The 18,682-nt window shown below is 64.2% G+C and carries 15 protein-coding genes; all 15 read right to left on the bottom strand.

The annotated features are described in order from the left end of the window. Positions 1-27: 27 nt before the first annotated feature. The 15 genes from lnt to mutS all read right to left on the bottom strand — a co-directional run bounded on the left by lnt (position 28) and on the right by mutS (position 18,641). Positions 28-1,623: an apolipoprotein N-acyltransferase gene (gene lnt / locus C1A35_RS01875; RefSeq protein WP_104662663.1), complete on the bottom strand. Its 1,596-nt coding sequence runs from the start codon at positions 1,621-1,623 to the stop codon at positions 28-30. 233 nt (positions 1,624-1,856) lie between these two features. Further along, positions 1,857-3,026, bottom strand: a complete 1,170-nt coding sequence (locus tag C1A35_RS01870; protein WP_104662662.1) for a hemolysin family protein — start codon at positions 3,024-3,026, stop codon at positions 1,857-1,859. Between the two features lie 12 nt (positions 3,027-3,038). Then, positions 3,039-3,545 (bottom strand): rRNA maturation RNase YbeY, encoded by a 507-nt coding sequence (gene ybeY / locus C1A35_RS01865; RefSeq protein ID WP_104662661.1) that lies wholly within the window; start codon positions 3,543-3,545, stop codon positions 3,039-3,041. A gap of 17 nt (positions 3,546-3,562) precedes the next feature. Further along, complete coding sequence (locus C1A35_RS01860) at positions 3,563-4,618, bottom strand: PhoH family protein (RefSeq protein ID WP_104662660.1); 1,056 nt, start codon at positions 4,616-4,618, stop codon at positions 3,563-3,565. A gap of 27 nt (positions 4,619-4,645) precedes the next feature. Then, positions 4,646-6,046 carry a tRNA (N6-isopentenyl adenosine(37)-C2)-methylthiotransferase MiaB gene (miaB, locus tag C1A35_RS01855; protein WP_104662659.1) on the bottom strand — a complete coding sequence of 467 codons (1,401 nt, stop codon included), beginning with the start codon at positions 6,044-6,046 and terminating at the stop codon, positions 4,646-4,648. Positions 6,047-6,117: 71 nt separating this feature from the next. Next, positions 6,118-6,909 carry a lysophospholipid acyltransferase family protein gene (locus C1A35_RS01850; protein ID WP_104662658.1) on the bottom strand — a complete coding sequence of 264 codons (792 nt, stop codon included), beginning with the start codon at positions 6,907-6,909 and terminating at the stop codon, positions 6,118-6,120. Positions 6,910-7,061: 152 nt separating this feature from the next. Then, entirely contained in the window at positions 7,062-7,559 is a 498-nt protein-coding gene (locus tag C1A35_RS01845) for a GNAT family N-acetyltransferase (protein ID WP_104662657.1), read from the bottom strand. Between the two features lie 6 nt (positions 7,560-7,565). Continuing rightward, a complete protein-coding gene (gene tsaB / locus C1A35_RS01840; RefSeq protein ID WP_104662656.1) occupies positions 7,566-8,225 on the bottom strand; it encodes a tRNA (adenosine(37)-N6)-threonylcarbamoyltransferase complex dimerization subunit type 1 TsaB in 660 nt (219 codons plus the stop codon). Positions 8,226-8,327: 102 nt separating this feature from the next. After that, positions 8,328-8,894 carry a NifU family protein gene (locus C1A35_RS01835; protein ID WP_104662655.1) on the bottom strand — a complete coding sequence of 189 codons (567 nt, stop codon included), beginning with the start codon at positions 8,892-8,894 and terminating at the stop codon, positions 8,328-8,330. A 106-nt stretch (positions 8,895-9,000) separates the two neighbouring features. After that, complete coding sequence (locus C1A35_RS01830; RefSeq protein ID WP_034797413.1) at positions 9,001-9,492, bottom strand: universal stress protein; 492 nt, start codon at positions 9,490-9,492, stop codon at positions 9,001-9,003. A 152-nt stretch (positions 9,493-9,644) separates the two neighbouring features. Then, complete coding sequence (gene trpS / locus C1A35_RS01825) at positions 9,645-10,709, bottom strand: tryptophan--tRNA ligase (protein ID WP_104662654.1); 1,065 nt, start codon at positions 10,707-10,709, stop codon at positions 9,645-9,647. Between the two features lie 111 nt (positions 10,710-10,820). Further along, complete coding sequence (locus C1A35_RS01820; RefSeq protein WP_104662653.1) at positions 10,821-11,213, bottom strand: VOC family protein; 393 nt, start codon at positions 11,211-11,213, stop codon at positions 10,821-10,823. Continuing rightward, positions 11,213-12,817, bottom strand: a complete 1,605-nt coding sequence (gene murJ / locus C1A35_RS01815) for a murein biosynthesis integral membrane protein MurJ (protein WP_104662652.1) — start codon at positions 12,815-12,817, stop codon at positions 11,213-11,215. The genes C1A35_RS01820 and murJ overlap by 1 nt, the downstream gene beginning before the upstream one ends. After that, on the bottom strand, positions 12,814-15,654 hold the full coding sequence (locus C1A35_RS01810; RefSeq protein ID WP_104662651.1) for a [protein-PII] uridylyltransferase: 2,841 nt from the start codon (positions 15,652-15,654) through the stop codon (positions 12,814-12,816). The genes murJ and C1A35_RS01810 overlap by 4 nt, the downstream gene beginning before the upstream one ends. 233 nt (positions 15,655-15,887) lie before the next feature. Continuing rightward, positions 15,888-18,641 carry a DNA mismatch repair protein MutS gene (mutS, locus tag C1A35_RS01805; RefSeq protein WP_104662650.1) on the bottom strand — a complete coding sequence of 918 codons (2,754 nt, stop codon included), beginning with the start codon at positions 18,639-18,641 and terminating at the stop codon, positions 15,888-15,890. Between the last annotated feature and the right edge of the window lie 41 nt (positions 18,642-18,682).

Below are 18,682 nucleotides of genomic sequence, written 5' to 3'. Positions count from 1 at the left end.
CCACTATGCAATTTTAGGGGTTTTAGGTCAATTCTTCCTAATATTAAAACCAACACGCGAAAACACTGCAACCAGAAGGAGGAAGATCGCACCCAGCCAGAAAACGCGGCTTCGCATAGCGTCGTCCAACGGGGTAGGCATCCTTCCCGGCAGAAGTGTGTCGACCACTCCCCTATAATTGTAGGATAATCCTACCATTAAAACCCCACGTGCATCAACAATCGCTGATATACCGCTGTTGGCCGCGCGGACAAGGGGGGTACCGGTTTCAACTGCACGCAATTGTGCCTGGTGGAAATGCTGGCGCGGGCCTGGCGTATCGCCGAACCAAGCGTCGTTGGTGATGTTGAGAAGCACGTCGGCCCGGCGTGCGGCCCCATCGATCTCGTCCGGGAAGATCGCCTCGTAACAAACGAGCGGATAGAGCGTGCGGCCGCCGGGCAATGTCAGCAGCGAACGGCTCTTGGCCGCGGAAAAGCCGCCGGGCATCGAAGCGGCGACCGAACTCAGCCCCCAGGAGGACAGCAGATCCTCGAAAGGAAGATATTCGCCGAAGGGCACCAGATGCACCTTGTCGGCAGCGCCGATGATCTGGCCGCGGCCGTCGATGAGGTAAATCGAGTTGTAGTAGCGGGGCGGCAGACCGGCGCCGGCATCCTCCACGCGCACCGCACCGGCGATCAGCACCTGGTCGTCGTCGAGCACCTCGGCGATGCGCGCCAGAGCGTCCGGATTGTCGGTGAGGATGAAAGGGATCGACGTCTCCGGCCAGACGACGATATCCGGCCGCTTGCCATCTTTCTCAGGCGCGACGGCGGTCAGGGCAAGGTGCTCCTCGAATACCGCAGCACGCTCGCCATCGTCGAGCTTCTTTGCCTGATCGATCACCGGCTGGACGAGGCGCACGGTGAGCGGCGGCTCGGGCAATGCCGGCGCCGGTTGCGCCAGGCGGTAGAAGCCGAAGCCGACATGGGCGGCAAAAAGCAGGACCGCGACCGCCAGGCCAATCCGGCTTCCCCTGCCCGTCGCGATCAAGGCAGGAGCGGCAAAGACGAAGACGGCGAGCATGTTGATGGTCGAAAGATTGACGACGCTTGCCGACTGCATCATCAGCGGCATCGGCATGGCCGCATAGCCGATGGCATTCCAGGGAAAACCGGTGAAGAGGAAGCTGCGCAGCCATTCGCAAAGGCCGAACCCCAAGGCGAGGGCGGCGATGCGCCCGACGCCGTCGGACCAAAACAGGCGGGCGATCAGCGTCGCGAGCGCATAGAAAAGCGCGAGAAAGGCCGGCAGGCCGACGACGGCAAGGGGCAGCGCCCAGGCAAACTCATCCGCCTCGACGAGCAGCGCGTTGCCGAGCCACCAGAGACCGCCGAGGAAGTAACCGAAACCGAACCACCAGCCGACGACCGCCGCCGGCCAGAGCCGCCTGACGACGCCACCCTCCGGGTTTCCGGTCGCACCGTCGAGCAGCCAGACGAGGATCGGGAAAGCGACGAATGCAAAGGCGAAGATGCCGAAGGGCGGCTGCGCCAGAACCGCGACAAGCCCCGCGAAGAAAGCGAGCAAAGCCCGGGAAAACCCGGAAAGAAGCATCACCCTGCCAGCCAGTCTTACCATGCAGCCTCCAGTCGATCCCGCCGCCTGCCACGGCGAAGGAGCGAAACAACACCCGAATCAATCGGCGCCAGTCTTCCAAAAAACCGGCTGTTTGTCCCCTTTCGGGGCTGGATTGGGAGCCAGGGCAAGGAGTTCCGGCCCGGGAACAGTGCCTGCGCCACAGGCTCGCGAGACATCGCGGATGGATGGAAAGGGATTGCCCGCGCGCATCAAGACGCGCGGGCCCCGGACGATCAGTGCTCGCGCGCCGCTGCCTCGGAGGCGGCAGCACCGTTGGTGAGATTGACCGGACCGGTTTCCGAAGCGGTCTCGCCCTCCGGCCGCAGGACGCGGCGGCGGGCCGGCGGGCGCTTGCGCATGATGCGAACACGCTTCACGCGGCGGGGATCGGCGTCGAGGATCTGGAACTCGAAACCCGGAATGGCCTGGACGACTTCGCCGCGCACGGGAATGCGGCCAAGCGAGGCGAAGATAAGACCGCCAAGGGTGTCGACGTCCTCGAGCTGTTCGCGCACGTCGAAATCGCGGCCGATCGCCGCGGCAATCTCTTCCAGCTCGACGCGCGCGTCGGCGATGAACACATCGTCGGACGTGCGCGCGAACATCACTTCGTCGTCGTCGTGCTCATCCTCGATGTCGCCGACGACCATCTCGACGATGTCTTCAAGCGAGACGAGACCATCGGTTCCGCCATACTCGTCGATGACGAGCGCCATCTGGATGCGGGCGGCCTGCATGCGCTGCATCAGGTCCGACGCCAGCATCGAGGGCGGCACGAAGAGGAGCTGGCGCACGATGCCCGCCTCCTCCAGCGACTTGCCAAGATCGACGCGCGCAAGGTCGAAGCTTGCCTTGGGCGAGCGCGGCGCCTTTTCGGAGGAGGCAGCCGTCGTCGATGCCTGGGCTTGCGCCTTGCCGTTGCGGCGGCGGTTGCGGGCCTGCTTGGTGACGTAAGAGAGCAGATCGCGAATGTGGACCATGCCGCGAGGGTCGTCGAGCCCGTCGCTGTAAACCGGCATGCGCGAGCGGCCGGACTCCTCGAAGATCACCATCAGTTCCCCGATGGTGATGCTCTGGTCGACCGCCTCGATGTCGGCGCGCGGGACCATGACGTCCTCGACCCGGACCTCGCGGAAGCGCAGGATGTTGTTGAGCATCGCCCGTTCGCCGGGCGAAAAAACCGTATTGTTGTCGGCATCGGTCTGAAGCGCATCAGCAAGATCCTCGCGCAGGCTCGACGGACTTGCGCCGCGCAGCAGGCGCGCGGCCCGGCTCCAGAAGGAAGAAGTGGATTTCGTGCCCTCGTGTCGAGTGGCGGTGCTACTACTGCCCGCCTCCGCCTCTCCGGAGGCATCGGCCTCCTCGGTCGCCAGCGCGACGGGCTGTGTTTTGTAATCGCTCATCGGTCCAAACTGTTAATCCGGGGTACGATCCCCGTAGGGGTCAGATAAGCCAAGACGCGCCAAAATGCGAGTCTCCAGGCCTTCCATTCTTTCGGCTTCATCATCGTCCATATGATCATAACCGAAAAGATGCAGGAATCCATGCACGAGAAGATGCGTCAGATGCGCATCGAAGGACTTGTCGAGCTCTATCGCCTCGCGCTCGAGCGTCTCCCGCGCGACGATGATGTCGCCCAGCATCGGACCCGGCATGGCGCCGGGCGTCACCGGGAAGGCCGGGAAGGACAAAACGTTGGTCGGCTTGTCCTGATTGCGCCACTCGGCGTTGATCGCCCGCATGGACGCGTCGTCGGTAAAGACGAGGGAGACTTCCGGCGGATTTTTCGGCAGCGGCTGCTTCTCTTCGGTTGCGAGAAAGGCTGCCGCTGCCTCGAGCACCGGCGACGAGAAAGCGAGCAATGCCGCTTCGTCCGGCCAGTTGCCCTCTTCCACGCTGATCTGGATATCCAATGCCGTCATGATCGCAGCGACCGCTACTAGCGGTCGCCCTGCTCGCTTTCGTCGTGCACGGCCGTGTGGGATTCGTAGGCCTTGACGATGCGCGCCACCATCGGATGACGCACGACGTCTACGTCCTTGAAGCGCACGACCGAAACGCCTTCGACGCCTCTGAGGATCTGCAGCGCTTCGACGAGGCCCGACTTGACGCCGCGCGGCAAGTCCACCTGGCTCGGATCACCGGTAACGATCATCCGGCCGTTTTCGCCGAGACGGGTCAGAAACATCTTCATCTGCATCGACGTCGTGTTCTGCGCCTCGTCGAGGATGACGGCGGCATTGGCAAGCGTGCGGCCGCGCATGAAGGCGAGCGGCGCGATTTCGATGACGCCGGCGGTAATCGCGCGTTCGACCTTGTCGCCCGGCATCATATCATAGAGCGCGTCGTAGAGCGGCCGGAGATAGGGGTCGACCTTCTCCTTCATGTCGCCCGGCAGGAAGCCCAGGCGCTCGCCGGCCTCGACGGCAGGACGCGACAGCACGATACGATCGACGGCGCCCCGTTCGAGAAGCTGTGCCGCATGGGCGACGGCGAGGTAGGTCTTGCCGGTGCCGGCGGGGCCCACGCCGAAGACGAGCTCGGACCGCTCGAGCGCGCGGATATAGGCATCCTGCGTCGGCGTGCGCGCTGCGATCGTCTTCTTGCGCGTCGAAATCTGCGCCATCGTCAATTTGGCTTTACGCTCCATGGTCGGCAATTGTAGCTGATCGTCGGCGGCAACCGCCATGCGGATCGCGCCCTCGACATCAGAGGTATCGATCGAAGCGCCGCCCTGCAACCGTCCATAGAGATAATCGAGGGCACGGCGCGCCTGGTTGGTGGCGACGACGTCACCGGAGATCGCGACGGAATTGCCGCGCGGCCGGGCGTCGATGCGCAGGCGCTCTTCGAGAAGCTTCAGGTTCTGGTCGAACTGGCCGAAGAGCTCGCTGGCGAACCGATTGTTCTCGAAGGTCAGCACGAAGTGATTGGCGTCTGTCGCAGAGGTTTTCGACTGGCGCGTGGATGAAGAGATCAATTCGTGTCCGTTCAAGCGGTTCAGGCTCCTTGTTTTCGGTCCTTACCCGATCATCTCTGCAAACAGGCTGTTCGGCCCGGCCTTGATGATTCGCACCTTGATAATGTCACCGATTTGCGATGCTTTTGCATCAACATTCACCGGCTGCAGCCACGGAGAACGCCCGACGAGCTGGCCGGGCATGCGCCCTGCCTTCTCCAAAAGCAGGTCGATTTCGCGACCGACGCAGGACTCGGCAAAGGCGCGCTGCTGCGAAAACAGCAAAGCCTGCAATTTTTCCAAGCGCTTGGCCTTCACGTCCTCGGGAACCTGGTCGCCGAGCTCAGCACCGGGCGTGCCGGGGCGCGTCGAATACTTGAACGAAAATGCCTGTGCATAACCCACGGCTTCGACGAGGCGCATCGTGTCCTCGAAGTCCTCGTCGGTCTCGCCGGGGAAGCCGACGATGAAATCGCCCGACAAAGCGAGGTCCGGCTGGACCGCGCGGATGCGGGCGATCAGCGCCAGATATTCGGCGGCCGTGTGCCTGCGGTTCATCGCCTTCAGGATGCGGTCGGAGCCAGACTGCACCGGCAGGTGCAGGTAAGGCATCAGCTTTGCCATCGAGCGGTGCGCCTCGATCAGGCTGTCGTCCATGTCGCGCGGGTGGCTCGTCGTGTAGCGCAGCCGGGCAAGCCCCTCGATCTCGCCGAGACGCGAAAGCAGGTCGCCAAGACCCCACTCGCGGCCATCAGGCCCGACGCCGTGCCAGGCGTTGACGTTCTGGCCGAGCAGGGTGATCTCGCGCACGCCGCCCTCGACGAGCTTTTCCGCCTCCGAGACGATCTGGGCAACGGGACGCGAAACCTCCGAGCCGCGCGTGTAGGGAACGACACAGAAGGTGCAGAACTTGTCGCAGCCTTCCTGCACCGTCAGGAAGGCTGTGACGCCGCGCATGCGGGTCTTCGCCTTGTCCGGCGCCGGCAAGTGCTCGAACTTATCCTCGACGGCATAGTCCGTCTGCACGACACGCTCGCCGCTGCGGGCGCGCTTCAATGCTTCCGGCAAACGGTGATAGGTCGTCGGGCCGATCACCAGATCGACGGCCGGCGCGCGCCGGAGAATCTCGTCACCTTCGGCCTGCGCGACGCAGCCGGCAACGCCGATCACCATCTCGCGGCCTTCGGCGGCTTTCGCCTTCTTCAGGTCACGCAGGCGGCCGAGCTCGGAATAGACCTTCTCCGCCGCCTTTTCGCGGATATGACAGGTGTTGAGGAGGACGAAGTCGGCATCTTCCAGTACGTCCGTCGAGACATAGCCATCGCGCGACAGGGCATCCGACATGCGGTCGGAATCATAGACGTTCATCTGACAGCCGTAGGTCTTGACGAAGACCTTGCGGGCCGGCGCGCGCTCGTCGCCCATGGCGGGCGGTGTCGACAGAAGGGCTGTTTCCTGGGTCATGGCGGCTTACTTAGTGCAAAGCGCTCCGAAGTTGAAGTATTTTCGGCACGGGCACCCTTGCCCGGGACGTATCAGGCGCGCCCGCGCAACCGGTCCGTCAGCATGCTGCGGATGCTCTGCTCGATCTTGCGGCTCACTTCCTTGCGATTGGTGTGCCGGTCGTAGTCGATCGCCTCGCCGAAATCGACGTCGACCTCGATCGCTCCCTCGCGCAGGATGCCGAGCAGATGCGGCACCAGTTCGGTGTCGCCGGGCCAGGCCGCGATCGGCCGGTTGAAGCGGCCCATCGGCATGCCGTGAATGCCGGTATAGGAGATCGCGACCGGCTGCACATGCACGAGGCCCGTCGGCGAATGCGGCACCGCGGAAGCGGCAGCGCCGAACAGCGATGTCTTGATCTCCAGCAGGCGGTTGCCGTCCGAGGTCGTTCCCTCAGGAAACAGAACGACGATTTCGCCTGCCGCCATGCGCTGGCCGATTTCGCTCACCTGCTTGCCGGTCGAGCGCTTCTGCTCGCGCTCGACGAAGATCGACGCCTGCAGCCGGGCGAGCACGCCGAAGACCGGCCAGCCCTTCACCTCGGACTTGGCGACGAAAGCCACATCCGCGACGGACGAGAGGACCAGGATGTCTTTCCAGGAGGCGTGGTTGGCGCAGATCAGCAACGGTCGGCGGCGGTCCGCCATGCCATGGACCCGCACCTTGATGCCGAGAAGGTAGCAGGCAAGACGATGCCAATATCGTGGCAGGTAGCGCCGGGGTTTCAGATCAAGCCAGAGGCAGACGACCTGGATCGGCATCAGCACGAGCGAAACCAGCGCCAGAAGCGCCGCGAAGATCGCAATCCGTAGCCAATTGACCATCCGGGAAAAGTGTCCTGCGCGAGACCTTGGAATCGCGATGATCTCGAGCCGAACCGACGCAAGATCATCGTGAGCTGCTTGAATAGGGGAAAGCGGGGTGCGGGCGGAAGATCGCCTACGCCTTCCTCATCCTGTCCTATCCGCGTTCGGGACTAGCGAAGATCGAGGCGCATGACAAGCGCGGCGGTCCGCTGGCCGGCCTTGTCCTGGTAATAGGCGCGGCGTTCGCCGACCTTGTTGAAGCCGAGCTTACGGTAAAGCCCGATCGCCGGCTGATTGGTCTCGTCCACTTCGAGGAACAGGGCCTCGGAGCCCTTGACCAGCGCTTCGCGCATGGCCGCCTGCATCAGCCGCCAGCCGAGACCGGAGCGCGCATAACGCGGCTCGACGCCGATCGTCAGGATTTCCGCCTCGCCGGCAACGGCACGCGAGAGGACGAAGCCGCCGAAGGCCGGACGGAAACTGCCGTTGGTCTGCCGGGCGACAAAGCCGAACACCGTCTCCTGGAGGAGAAGCGCATGAATTTCACCGTCGCTCCACGGGGACGCGAAACGCTGGCGGTGCAGCGCCGCCGCGGCAATCAGGTCCGCTTCCTCCAGGGGGAAGATGTCGAACTCGGTGCGGCGGGTGAAATAGTCGGTAAAGCTCATCTCGGTCTATGCTCGGGCAATCGCGAAGCCCGCCTGCGGCTTGGCGTCTGGGCCTCTGAGATATAGCGGACGCGGCTTGGCCGAGGCTGGATCGGCAGCGGCACCAAGTCTGGCGACGGCGGCGATATCGATAAGTTCGGGAGATTTGGATGGGATGTCCGGGGCAACGAGATGCGCGCCGGAACCGCCGACGACGCCGTCGAAATCCGCGTAGCGTCCGCGCGCGGCCTCGACAGAAAACGCTTCGGGCTCGGTTGCGGCGGCACCCGTCGCGTCGAAGGCCTGGAGGTAGACTTCGTCCCGTTTGGCATCGATGGCCACGAGAACGGCCTTGCCGGACGATGCTGCCCGGCTGCTCTCGGCCAGCACCGCAAGCGTCGAGACGCCGACCGCCGGTTTGCCGAGCGCCAGCGCCAAGCCGCGAGCAGTCGCCACGCCGACGCGAATGCCGGTGAAGGATCCCGGACCGACGGTGACGGCGATGCGGTCGATATCGTCGAGCGATCGGCCGGCCGCAGCCAGAGCCTCGTCGACGAATTCCATCAGCCGCTCGGCATGTCCCTTGCCGAGATCGGCCCCGGAACGCCCGAGCACGGCTTCCGTTTCGCTGTCATAGACGGCAACGGAGCAGCCGGAACCGGACGTGTCGAGCGCAAGTACAATCATTTCAACGCTGTGATCTTCTTAAGACGCCACAAGCCGCAAAGCCGAGAGGGCTTTGCGGCCAATTCTCTACGCTACGCGAGACGCCGGTGGTGGCGTCCGAACTCAGACGGCTTCGACCGCTTCCACCTCGGGGACGAAGTGGCGCAGCAGGTTCTGCACGCCATGCTTCAGCGTCGCGGTGGACGACGGGCAACCGGAGCAGGCGCCCTTCATGTTGAGGAAAACGGTGCCGTCCTTGAAGCCACGGAAGGTGATGTCGCCGCCATCCTGAGCGACGGCCGGGCGCACACGGGTTTCCAAGAGTTCCTTGATCGTGGCGACGATCGTCTCGTCACCCTCGTCGAAGAACTCGTCCTCCTCGTCGGTCTGCTCGGCGCGGCCGCTGCCAGCCATGATCGCCTGGCCCGACATGAAGTGTTCCATGATCGAGCCGAGGATCGCCGGCTTCAGGTGCTGCCATTCCTGGCCTTCCTTGCTGACGGTGATGAAATCGTAGCCGAAATAGACGCCGGTGACGCCGGGGATCGAAAACAGCCGTGCCGCGAGCGGCGAGCCGGCGCGTGCTTCTTCTTCGTCGCGGAACTCGGCCGTGCCGTTTTCCAGGACGACCTTGCCCGGCAAAAACTTCAGCGTCGCCGGGTTCGGCGTGGCTTCGGTCTGAATGAACATGTCTGTCTCCGTTTCGCCGGGATCGGCATCCGCCCAGCTTTTTAGAATAATTCAAAAGAATATAGGGGCATGGCCCTCTGCTCGCAAGAGCACATAGCGACGCAGGTCAGCTGAGCGCGTCGATCTCCTCGTCCGTCAGGGCATCGGGGATGACCGTGACGGGGATCGGAAAGGCCGCCGCCTTGCCGGCAATGGACGACACCAGCGGACCGGGGCCTTCCTTCGCCGAGCCGGCTGCGAGAACCAGAATGGCGATGTCGCGATCCTCTTCGATCGCCGCATGGATCTGCTCCGTGGCCGTGCCCTCGCGAATGACGACCTCGGGTTCGATGCCGATCCGCTCGCGGACCGACTGGGACACCTTGGCGAGCGTCGCCTCGGCCTCCTCGCGCGCCTCCGCGCGCATGATTTCCTCAACCCCCAACCATTGCTGGAAGTCGCCGTCGGCGATCACATAGAGCAGGACGAGGCCGCCATTGGAGTTCTTGGCGCGCATGCCCGCATAGTGCACGGCGCGCCCGCATTCCGGGGTATCGTCTATCACCGCCATGAATTTGCGACGGTGACCTTCAAGTCGAGAGAGTCGGGTCGAGACCATAGGGTGAACAATACATCCCGGGCGAGCCGCCGCAAGGTCTGATTTTGGCCTTTTGGAGCTGGACGCGGAATTTTCTCCACGCGTCCCGCTCCGACTGGCAAGGACGGATCAGGGCTAAGAATTCGGGCCAGGGAGACCCGAATTCACCGCAATTACTGCAGGAAGCCGATGATCTCGCGCACTTCGCGCATCGTCTTTTCGGCCCGCGCGCGCGCCCGCTCGCCGCCATCGCGCAGGATCGCGTCGATGTGTGCGGTGTCGCCCATCAGGCGGCGCATCTCGGCCGTGATCGGTGCGAGAACCTCGACCGCGAGGTCGACGAGCGCCGGCTTGAAGACCGAGAACTGCTGCCCGCCGAATTCGGCCAGAACCTGCTCCTTGGTCTTGTCCGACAGCGCGGCATAGATGCCGACGAGATTGTCCGCTTCCGGGCGTCCCTTCAGGCCATCCACTTCGCTTGGAAGCGCGTCCGGATCGGTCTTGGCCTTGCGGATCTTCTTCGAGATCGTTTCGGCATCGTCCATCAGATTGACGCGCGAAAGATCGGAAGGATCCGACTTCGACATCTTCTTGGTGCCGTCTCTCAGCGACATGACGCGCGGCGTCGCACCACCGATCAGCGGCTCCACCGGAGGGAAATAGGCATGGATCGGCTCTTCGCCGACGACCATGTCGACCCCGTAGCCGGCGCTGCGGATATGCTCCATGAAGTCGATGTTGAACTTCTGGGCGATGTCGCGCGTCAGTTCGAGATGCTGCTTCTGGTCGTCGCCGACGGGAACGTGGGTGGCGCGATAGACGAGGATGTCGGCCGCCATCAGGCTCGGATAGGCAAGCAGACCGAGCGAGGCGTTCTCGCGGTCCTTGCCGGCCTTGTCCTTGAACTGCGTCATGCGGTTCATCCAGCCGACACGGGCGACACAATTGAAGATCCAGGCGAGTTCCGCGTGCTGCGGCACAGCCGACTGGTTAAAGACGATATGCTCTTTCGGATCGATGCCCGAAGCGATGAAGGCGGCGGCGATCGAGCGGATCTGCCCCTTCAGGTCCTCGTGCACGAGCTGGGCCGTGATCGAGTGCAGGTCGACGACGCAGTAGATGCAGTCGTTGTTTTCCTGCAGCGCCACGAACTTGCGGATCGCGCCGAGATAGTTGCCGAGGTGGAGATTGCCCGTCGGCTGAACGCCGGAAAATACGAGCGGCTTGAATTCGTTCATGATGTCCTCAATAGGCTGGTGGAGGGCCCCAGGGCCGGCTGGCCCATGTAGCTAACGGCATGGCTTATGCACGTCGCGGCAACGGCAATCAAGGGGTCGAGAACGGTGCGTTCACCCGGCCGGTTGCAGCAGATCCCAATGGTTGCCGAACGGGTCGCTGAAGACGGCGACCGTGCCGTAGGGCTCGTGGCGCGGCGCCTCCAGAAAGGCGACGCCTGCGGCCCGCATCGCCGCATGGTCACGGGCAAAATCGTCGGTGAACAGGAAGAAGCCGACCCGGCCGCCGGTCTGGTTGCCGATCGCCGCCTGCTGGCGCTCGCCGTCGGCCTCGGCGAGCAGCAGCGCCGTTTCGACCGCCCCCTTGGGACGGACGACGACCCAGCGCGTGGTGGTGTCGAGAACGGTGTCTTCCACGAGGTCGAAGCCGAGCTTGCCGCAATAGAAGGCGATGCCGGCATCGTAGTCCGGCACCAGCAACGCAACGCGTGCAATCGTCTGCCGCATCAGTCGCCGGTCTCCTGTGCTGCGGCGGGCTCGGCCGGCGCCTTCGCGCCGCGTTTGAGGTTGCGACGGATCATGCCGAGGCTGGCGCCGCCGAGCCCGAAGGCCAATGCGAAGTAGATCACCATGGCAGCGGCGACCAGACCGCAAAGCGTCGTCGCGCGCGTCAGAAGGGAAGCGGCAGACGAGAGTTCGAAGGCGAACCAATCGATGGCGAAGTAGAGTGCCGCCGCCATGCCCGCCGCGGCGATGACGAGACGCGGGATGCGGGTCAGAAGCGGAATGTCCCTGCCCCAATGGCCGCGCCAGACAAGCGTGGCGAAGAGCAGCACGGCATTGACCCAGCCGGCGACGATCTCGGCGGTGGCGATACCGCTCGCGCCGAGACGCGGAAACAGGGTGAGCGCCAACGAGACGTTCACGACGACGGAAATCGCGGCGAAGATCATCGGCGTGCGCGTATCCTCGCGCGCAAAGAAGCCGGGGATGAAGGCCTTGATCAGGACGAAAGCCGGCAGGCCGAGGCCGTAGATCGCCAGGATATGGCCGACGATAACGGTCGAGTCGGCCGAGAACTTGCCGCGCTCGAAGAGCAGCCGGACGATCGGTTCGGACATGACGAGCAGGGCCGCGGCTGCCGGCAGCGTCAGGAACAGCGTGAACTCGACGGATCGGTTCTGCAGGTTCGACGCCTCGTTGCCGTTGCCCGAACGCAGAGCGCGGGCCAGTTCCGGCAGAAGCACGGTCGCGACCGCAATGCCGACGACGCCGAGCGGAAGCTGGTAGATGCGGTCGGCATAGACCAGCGACGACACCGCACCTTCCTGGGCCGAGGCGATGTTGGTGTTGATCAGGAGGTTGATCTGGGTGATGCCGCCGGTGATCGCCGCCGGAAGCGCCAGCACCAAGAGGCGCTTGACGTTGGCCGTCATCTTCGGCCGGCGCAGGCCGATCTTGATGCCGGCGTCCCGCACCGCGATCCAGACGATCGCAAGTTGGACCAGACCGGCAGCCATGACGCCCCAGGAAAGCCCGTAGCCGACCGCGATCGGATCCTGGCCCGCATACCAGGCATAGCCGAGCACGCCGATCAGGATGAAGTTGAGAAACACCGGCGCGATCGCCGCGGCGAAATAGCGGTGCAGCGAATTCAGCATGCCCGCCATCATCGCCGCCAGCGACATGCAGGCGAGATAGGGGAACATGATCGCCGCAAAGACGATGGTGCTGCCGAGCTTTTCCGGATCGTCGGCAAAGCCGGGTGCAATCAGGTTGCTGACGATGAAGGGCATCGTCAGTTCCATGGCGATCGTCAGGAAGAGCAGGACGGTAAAGAGAACCCCGAACACTTCCTCGGAAAAGCGCCGCGCGCCCTCCATGCCGTTCGCCTCGATCTCCTTGGCAAAGAGCGGCACGAAGGCGGAGTTGAAGGCGCCCTCGGCAAAGAGGCGCCGGAAGGTGTTGGGCAGGCGGAAGGCGGTGTTGAAGGCATCGGCGACCGGGCCGGTGCCGAGCGCTGCCGCCATGAAGGTTTCGCGGATGAAACCGAAGAGCCGGCTTCCGAGCGTCGCGCCGCCGACGGTTGCAAATTTCTTGACCAGACTCATGTTTCGGCTTTTGTCGTTCTTTGAGAGGAGACGCCCGGTGGCGGCGCGATGATGCCCGACGGCATGCGGTCGCGGGCTTCGTCACCCTCGCCGGCCATGACGGCCTTGAGCCGGGCGGCAATGTTCATCTGACGGTTTTCGCTCGTCACCTTCTGGCCGACGAGGTCGGTGACGTAGAAGGTGTCGATCACCTTCTCGCCGAAGGTGGTGATGTGTGCCGAGGCAATGTCGAGCGAGAGATCGGAAAGCACCGCGGTGATCTCGGACAAGAGGCCCGGGCGGTCGAGGCCCTCGACTTCGATGACCGTGAACTTGTTCGACAGCGTGTTGCTGATCGTCACCTCCGGCGTCACCGTAAACGCCTTGGTGCGCTTCTTCACCTTGGTCCGGCTGGCGATGACTTCCGGCAGCCGCTTGCGGCCGGAAAGCACGTCCTCGATCAGCTTGCCGATGCTGGCCGCCCGGCGCATCTCGTCCTCGTCGACGGCGAACTCGCGGTTGACGAGGATGGTGTCGAGCGCGCGGCCGTCCGAGGTCGTGAAGATCTGCGCGTCGACGATGTTGGCGCCGGCCGCAGCACAGGCACCGGCGATCACCGTCAGCAGCCGCGGATGGTCCGGCGACAGCACGGTGATTTCGGTGATCGCGTGGAACTGATGGGTGCGCACCATGGTCGCCAGCGCCTTGCCGGCCGCGTCCGCCTCGCGGATGAAGCGCGCGTGGCGCACCTGGTCTTCCAGCGCCACCGTCAGGAGATAGGGCTGGTAGTGCAGGCGCACATAGTCGTCGCGCTCCTTTTCGGTCCAGTCCGTCAAGGCATCGCCGAGCATGACGGCGGCGTGCGCTGCGCGTTCCTTGCGCGACAGTTCGGAGAAGCCGCCCGACAGCAACAGCTCGGTCTCGTAGTAGAGCGTGCGCAGCAGCTGCCCCTTCCAGCCGTTCCAGACGCCGGGACCAACAGCACGAATGTCGCAGACGGTCAGGACAAGCAGCATCTTCAGCCGGTCGAGCGACTGCACCCGCTCGGCAAAATCGACGATCGTCTTGCGGTCGTTCAAGTCGCGGGTCTGGGCGACCATCGACATCAACAGATGTTCCTCGATCAGCCAGGCGACGAGTTCCGTCTGCTTCGGCGACAGGCCGAAGCGCGGGCAGAGCTTGCGCGCCACCTTGGCGCCGGCGGTCGAATGATCCTCCGGCCGGCCCTTGGCGATGTCATGCAGCAGTACCGCGACATAGAGCGCCTCGCGCTCCTCGATCCCCGGCATCAGCTTGGCGACCAGCGGATGCGCCTCCTCCTCGATGCCGCCCTCGATGCGCGAGAGCACGTCGACGGTGCGCAGCAGGTGCTCGTCGACCGTGTAGTGATGATACATGTTGAACTGCATCATCGAGACGATCTTGCCGAAATCCGGTATGAATCGGCCGAGCACGCCCGCCTCGTTCATGCGCCTGAGGATCAGTTCCGGTTTGCGGCGCGAGGTCAGGATCGACAGGAAGAGGCGGTTTGCCTCCTCGTTTTCGCGCAGCGCCGGCTTGATCAGACCGAGCGACCGGGTCACCTGGCGAAGGGCCGCCGGGTGGAATTCGAGCCCGTTGATATCGGCGATGTGGAAGAAGCGCAAAAGGTTGACCGGGTCGCGCTTGAAGACGTCGGGGCTTGCCAGCGCAATGCGGCCGCCGTCGTCGACGAAATCGAGCGTGCCTGCGATCTTGCGGCTGCGATGGGTGAAGCGGCCGATCAGGCCGGAAATACCGGGCGCGTCCTTCGCCTGCTGGTCTTCGAGTGCGGCGCAGAAGATGCGGGTGAGATCGCCGACGTCCTTTGCCACCAGGAAGAAGTGCTTCATGAAGCGTTCGACGGCCGAAAGACCAGGGTGGTCATGGTAACCGAGCGCCTCGGCGATTTCGCGCTGGATGTCGAAGGAGAGCCGCTCCTCCGCCTTTCCGGTCAAGAAATGCATGTGGCAGCGCACCGCCCAGAGGAAGTCTTCGGCCTTCTGGAAGAGCTGGTATTCCTGCCGCGACAGTACCCCGAGCTTGACGAGGTCGGCGGTGTCCTTCAGCCGGTAGAAATATTTGGCGATCCAGAACAGCGTGTGCAGGTCGCGAAGCCCGCCCTTGCCTTCCTTGACGTTGGGTTCGACGAGATAGCGCGTGTCGCCCGCCTTGCGGTGGCGTTCGTCGCGCTCGGCCAGCTTGGCGGCGATGAAATCCGGCCCGGTGTTGCGCACGATCTCATGATCGAAGCGCGTTTCCAGCTCGGCGCACAAGGTCTCCGAGCCGCAGATGTAGCGCGTTTCGAGGATGGCCGTGCGGATCGTCATGTCGGCGCGCGACAGCCGGATGCACTCGTCGATCGTGCGGGTGGCGTGGCCGACCTTGAAGCCCAGATCCCACAGGATATAGAGCATGAACTCGATCGCCGGCTCCGCCCAGACGGCCTTCTTGACCGGCAGCAGGAACAGAAGGTCGATGTCCGAGCCCGGCGCCAGCGTGCCGCGGCCATAGCCGCCGACCGCGGTCACCGCGATCCGCGAGGCCGGCGGTGCATTGGCGGCATCGAAGATCTCGTTCAGAACGAAATCGTGCAGCACCGTGATCAGCTGGTCCTGCAGCCAGGAAATGCGCTCAGCGCAGAGAATGCCGGCGCCATCGGCGTAAAACAGCTCGCGGGCCTTCGCCCGGCCGGCGACATTTGCCTGCTTGAAGGCGGCCAGAAGCGCCTGGCGCATCGGGTCGCGCTGTTCGGCATGGGCCGAAGCGATGAAGTCGCATTTCGCCCGGAGCGCCGCGACGTCGAGAATTTCGGGAAAGGAAATGTCTTGTCTGCCCATGAAGTGCCGAGGGGCGCCCTTACCGACTGGTTGCGTGGTCGTTCGCTATCAAGCGCTCCTGCATGATCCTTGCGACCGAGGCCGAATAAAGACCAAACAGCATTCAAGCGCCGCGCCCGCAAAGGCGCGCGGCGCTGTATAGCCTTTTTACCGACGGCTTGCACAGGAAAAAGGCGCACGGCGGCTTGGGCAACGGCTGGCGGGATGCGGGCGAAAAACCGCACGCATGTTCCTCATCCCGCCTTGGCGGCGCTCAGCTCCTTCTTCAGGGCATAGAGCGCATCAAGCGCTTCGCGCGGCGTCATGTCATCGGGGTTCAGCGCCTTCAGCGCCTCATCCACCCGGGAGTTTCCGGCGGGCTTCACCTCTTCACGACGGATCGCCACCTGGAAAAGCGGCAGATCGTCGATCAGCTGGCTCGCCGGGTTCTTGCGATCGGCGTCCTCGAGCTTGGCGAGCACGTCCTTGGCACGCGCCACCACCGAAGCCGGCAGGCCGGCAAGACGAGCGACCTGGATGCCATAGGAGCGGTCGGCCGCACCCGGACCGACCTCGTGCAGGAAGATCACGTCGCCGTGCCATTCCTTGACGCGCATGGTCGCGTTCGAGAGCCGCGCCAGCTTTTCCGAAAGCACGGTCAGTTCGTGGAAGTGGGTGGCGAAAAGGCCGCGGCAGCGGTTCGCCTCATGCAGATGCTCGACCGCAGCCCAGGCGATCGACAGACCGTCGAAGGTGGCCGTGCCGCGGCCGATCTCGTCGAGGATGACGAGCGAACGATCGGTTGCCTGGTTGAGGATCGCGGCGGTCTCGACCATCTCGACCATGAAGGTCGAGCGGCCGCGGGCCAGATCGTCGGAGGCGCCGACGCGGGAGAAGAGCCGGTCGACGATGCCGATATGGGCGCTCGCGGCCGGTACGAAGGTGCCCATCTGCGCCATGATCGCAATCAGCGCGTTCTGCCTGAGGAAGGTCGACTTACCGCCCATGTTCGGACCGGTGAGCAACCAGATCGCGCCGCCCTCCTCGCCCTCCGGCGGGGAAAGATCACAGCCGTTGGCGACGAAAGCATTGGACGCCTGACGCTTCAGCGCCTGCTCGACCACCGGATGACGGCCGCCGTCGATGGCAAACATGCGCGAGCGGTCGACGGTTGGCCGCGCGTAGGCCTGTTCTTCGGCGAGCACAGCAAGGCCGACAGAGACGTCCACCGTCGCGAGCGCCAATGCAGCGGCCTTCAGCGCCTCGGCAGCGGAAACGACCTCTGTCGTCATCCGGTCGAAGGCTTCGAGCTCGATCGACAGCGCCCGGTCGGCGGCATTGGCGATCTTGCTTTCGAGTTCGGCGAGTTCCGTCGTCGTGAACCGCATCGCGTTCGCCATGGTCTGGCGATGGATGAAGCGGGCGCGGCCGGCATCCGTGTCGGTCATCGATCCGGCATTGCCCGCCGTCACCTCGATGAAGTAGCCGAGCACGTTGTTGTGCTTGATCTTCAGCGACTTGATGCCGGTTTCTTCGGAATATTGCAGCTGCAGCCCGGCGATCACCCGGCGCGACTGATCGCGCAGGCCCCTGACCTCATCGAGCTCGGCGTTGGCGCCTTCACAGACGAAACCGCCGTCGCGCTTGAGAAGCGGCAGCTCTTCGCCAAGCGTCGCGTCGAGCAGGCCGAGCAGGCCGGCGGGCAACGCGTCGATCGCCGCGCGTGCCTCTTTCAGTTCGTCCGAAAGCGTGCCGGCGGCCATCAGCCGCGAAATCGACGCGGACGCGTGCAGGCCGGCCTGGATGGCGCCGAGGTCACGCGGTCCACCGCGACCGAGCGCGAGGCGCGACAGAGCACGCGGCATATCCGGCGCGCGCCTCAGCGCATCGCGCAGGTCGCCGGAAAAGGAGGGCTGGTCCGCAAGGATCTCGATCGAGTCGAGCCGCTCGTTGATGCGATCCGGATCGGTCAGGGGCGACATCAGCCGCTCGGCTAAAAGCCGGGCGCCGCCGCTCGTCACCGTGCGGTCGAGAGCCTTCAACAGCGTGCCTTCGCGCGCGCCCGACAGCGTCTTGACCAGTTCGAGATTGCCGCGCGTCGCCGGATCGATGAACAGCGTCGAGGCCGCACTTTCGCGCTCGGGCGTTCCGAGCGCCGGGCGTTCGGCAAGCTGGGTCTTCTCGACATAGGAGATCGCTGCGGACGCTGCCGCCAGTTCGGCGCGCGAAAACGTGCCGAAGCCGTCGAGCGTCTTGACACCGAAGTAGCGGGCAATGCGCCCTTCCGCCGTCGCGCTGTCGAACAGCACCGCCGGCTGCGGCACGGCCACGCGGCCGAGCACGTCGAAGACGGGCCGAAGCTCCGGATCGTGAAACACCGTGTCGGCAAGGATCAGTTCGCGCGGTTCGATGCGCAGGATATCGGCCAGCAGCCGGCTTTCGGCGGTCTCGGCAAGCCGGAAGATGCCGGTGGAGATGTCGATCCAGGCGAGCGCGTAGGCCGGCTCGGAGCCGCTTTTGATCCGCGCCAGCGCCATCAGGTAATTGGTCTCGGACGGAGACAGCAGCTTTTCTTCGGTGATCGTGCCCGGCGTTACCAGGCGCACGACGTCGCGGCGGACCACCGACTTGCTGCCGCGCTTCTTCGCCTCCGCCGGGTCCTCGACCTGTTCGCACACGGCGACGCGGAAACCAAGGCCGATCAGCTTTTGCAGGTAATCATCGGCGGCATGCACCGGCACGCCGCACATCGGGATCTCCTGCCCCATGTGTTGGCCGCGCTTGGTGAGCGTGATGCCGAGCGCGCGCGAGGCCTCAACCGCGTCCTGGAAGAACAGCTCGTAGAAATCGCCCATGCGATAGAACAGCAGCGAGTCCGGGTTGTTCGCCTTGATCTCGATAAATTGTTCCATCATCGGCGTCGCGGTGGAACGGCTTTCCTCGCTCGCCAATTCGGCAGCGGATAAAACCTCCCCCGCGCGGTTCGAATAGTCTGTCACGAAATTCATGATTGTTCCGAAAAAAGAGATGGCACACTATCGCCAAGCAA

Origin of the sequence: Ensifer adhaerens (assembly GCF_002940685.1) — a bacterium.
GTDB classification, from domain to species: Bacteria; Pseudomonadota; Alphaproteobacteria; order Rhizobiales; family Rhizobiaceae; genus Ensifer; species Ensifer adhaerens_E.
Note: the sequence above shows the minus strand (reverse complement) of the source record. Positions and strands in the feature narration are given on the sequence as shown.

Bases quoted from the DNA above. Each gene is read 5' to 3' on its own strand.
- C1A35_RS01810 (WP_104662651.1), bottom strand. From the start codon at position 15,654: ATGGGCAGACAAGACATTTCCTTTCCCGAAATTCTCGACGTCGCGGCG.
- C1A35_RS01845 (WP_104662657.1), bottom strand. From the start codon at position 7,559: ATGAGCTTTACCGACTATTTCACCCGCCGCACCGAGTTCGACATCTTC.
- C1A35_RS01830 (WP_034797413.1), bottom strand. From the start codon at position 9,492: ATGGTCTCGACCCGACTCTCTCGACTTGAAGGTCACCGTCGCAAATTC.
- trpS (WP_104662654.1), bottom strand. From the start codon at position 10,709: ATGAACGAATTCAAGCCGCTCGTATTTTCCGGCGTTCAGCCGACGGGC.
- murJ (WP_104662652.1), bottom strand. From the start codon at position 12,817: ATGAGTCTGGTCAAGAAATTTGCAACCGTCGGCGGCGCGACGCTCGGA.
- C1A35_RS01870 (WP_104662662.1), bottom strand. From the start codon at position 3,026: ATGAGCGATTACAAAACACAGCCCGTCGCGCTGGCGACCGAGGAGGCC.
- miaB (WP_104662659.1), bottom strand. From the start codon at position 6,046: ATGACCCAGGAAACAGCCCTTCTGTCGACACCGCCCGCCATGGGCGAC.
- C1A35_RS01820 (WP_104662653.1), bottom strand. From the start codon at position 11,213: ATGCGGCAGACGATTGCACGCGTTGCGTTGCTGGTGCCGGACTACGAT.
- C1A35_RS01850 (WP_104662658.1), bottom strand. From the start codon at position 6,909: ATGGTCAATTGGCTACGGATTGCGATCTTCGCGGCGCTTCTGGCGCTG.
- mutS (WP_104662650.1), bottom strand. From the start codon at position 18,641: ATGAATTTCGTGACAGACTATTCGAACCGCGCGGGGGAGGTTTTATCC.
- lnt (WP_104662663.1), bottom strand. From the start codon at position 1,623: ATGGTAAGACTGGCTGGCAGGGTGATGCTTCTTTCCGGGTTTTCCCGG.
- C1A35_RS01835 (WP_104662655.1), bottom strand. From the start codon at position 8,894: ATGTTCATTCAGACCGAAGCCACGCCGAACCCGGCGACGCTGAAGTTT.
- ybeY (WP_104662661.1), bottom strand. From the start codon at position 3,545: ATGACGGCATTGGATATCCAGATCAGCGTGGAAGAGGGCAACTGGCCG.
- tsaB (WP_104662656.1), bottom strand. From the start codon at position 8,225: ATGATTGTACTTGCGCTCGACACGTCCGGTTCCGGCTGCTCCGTTGCC.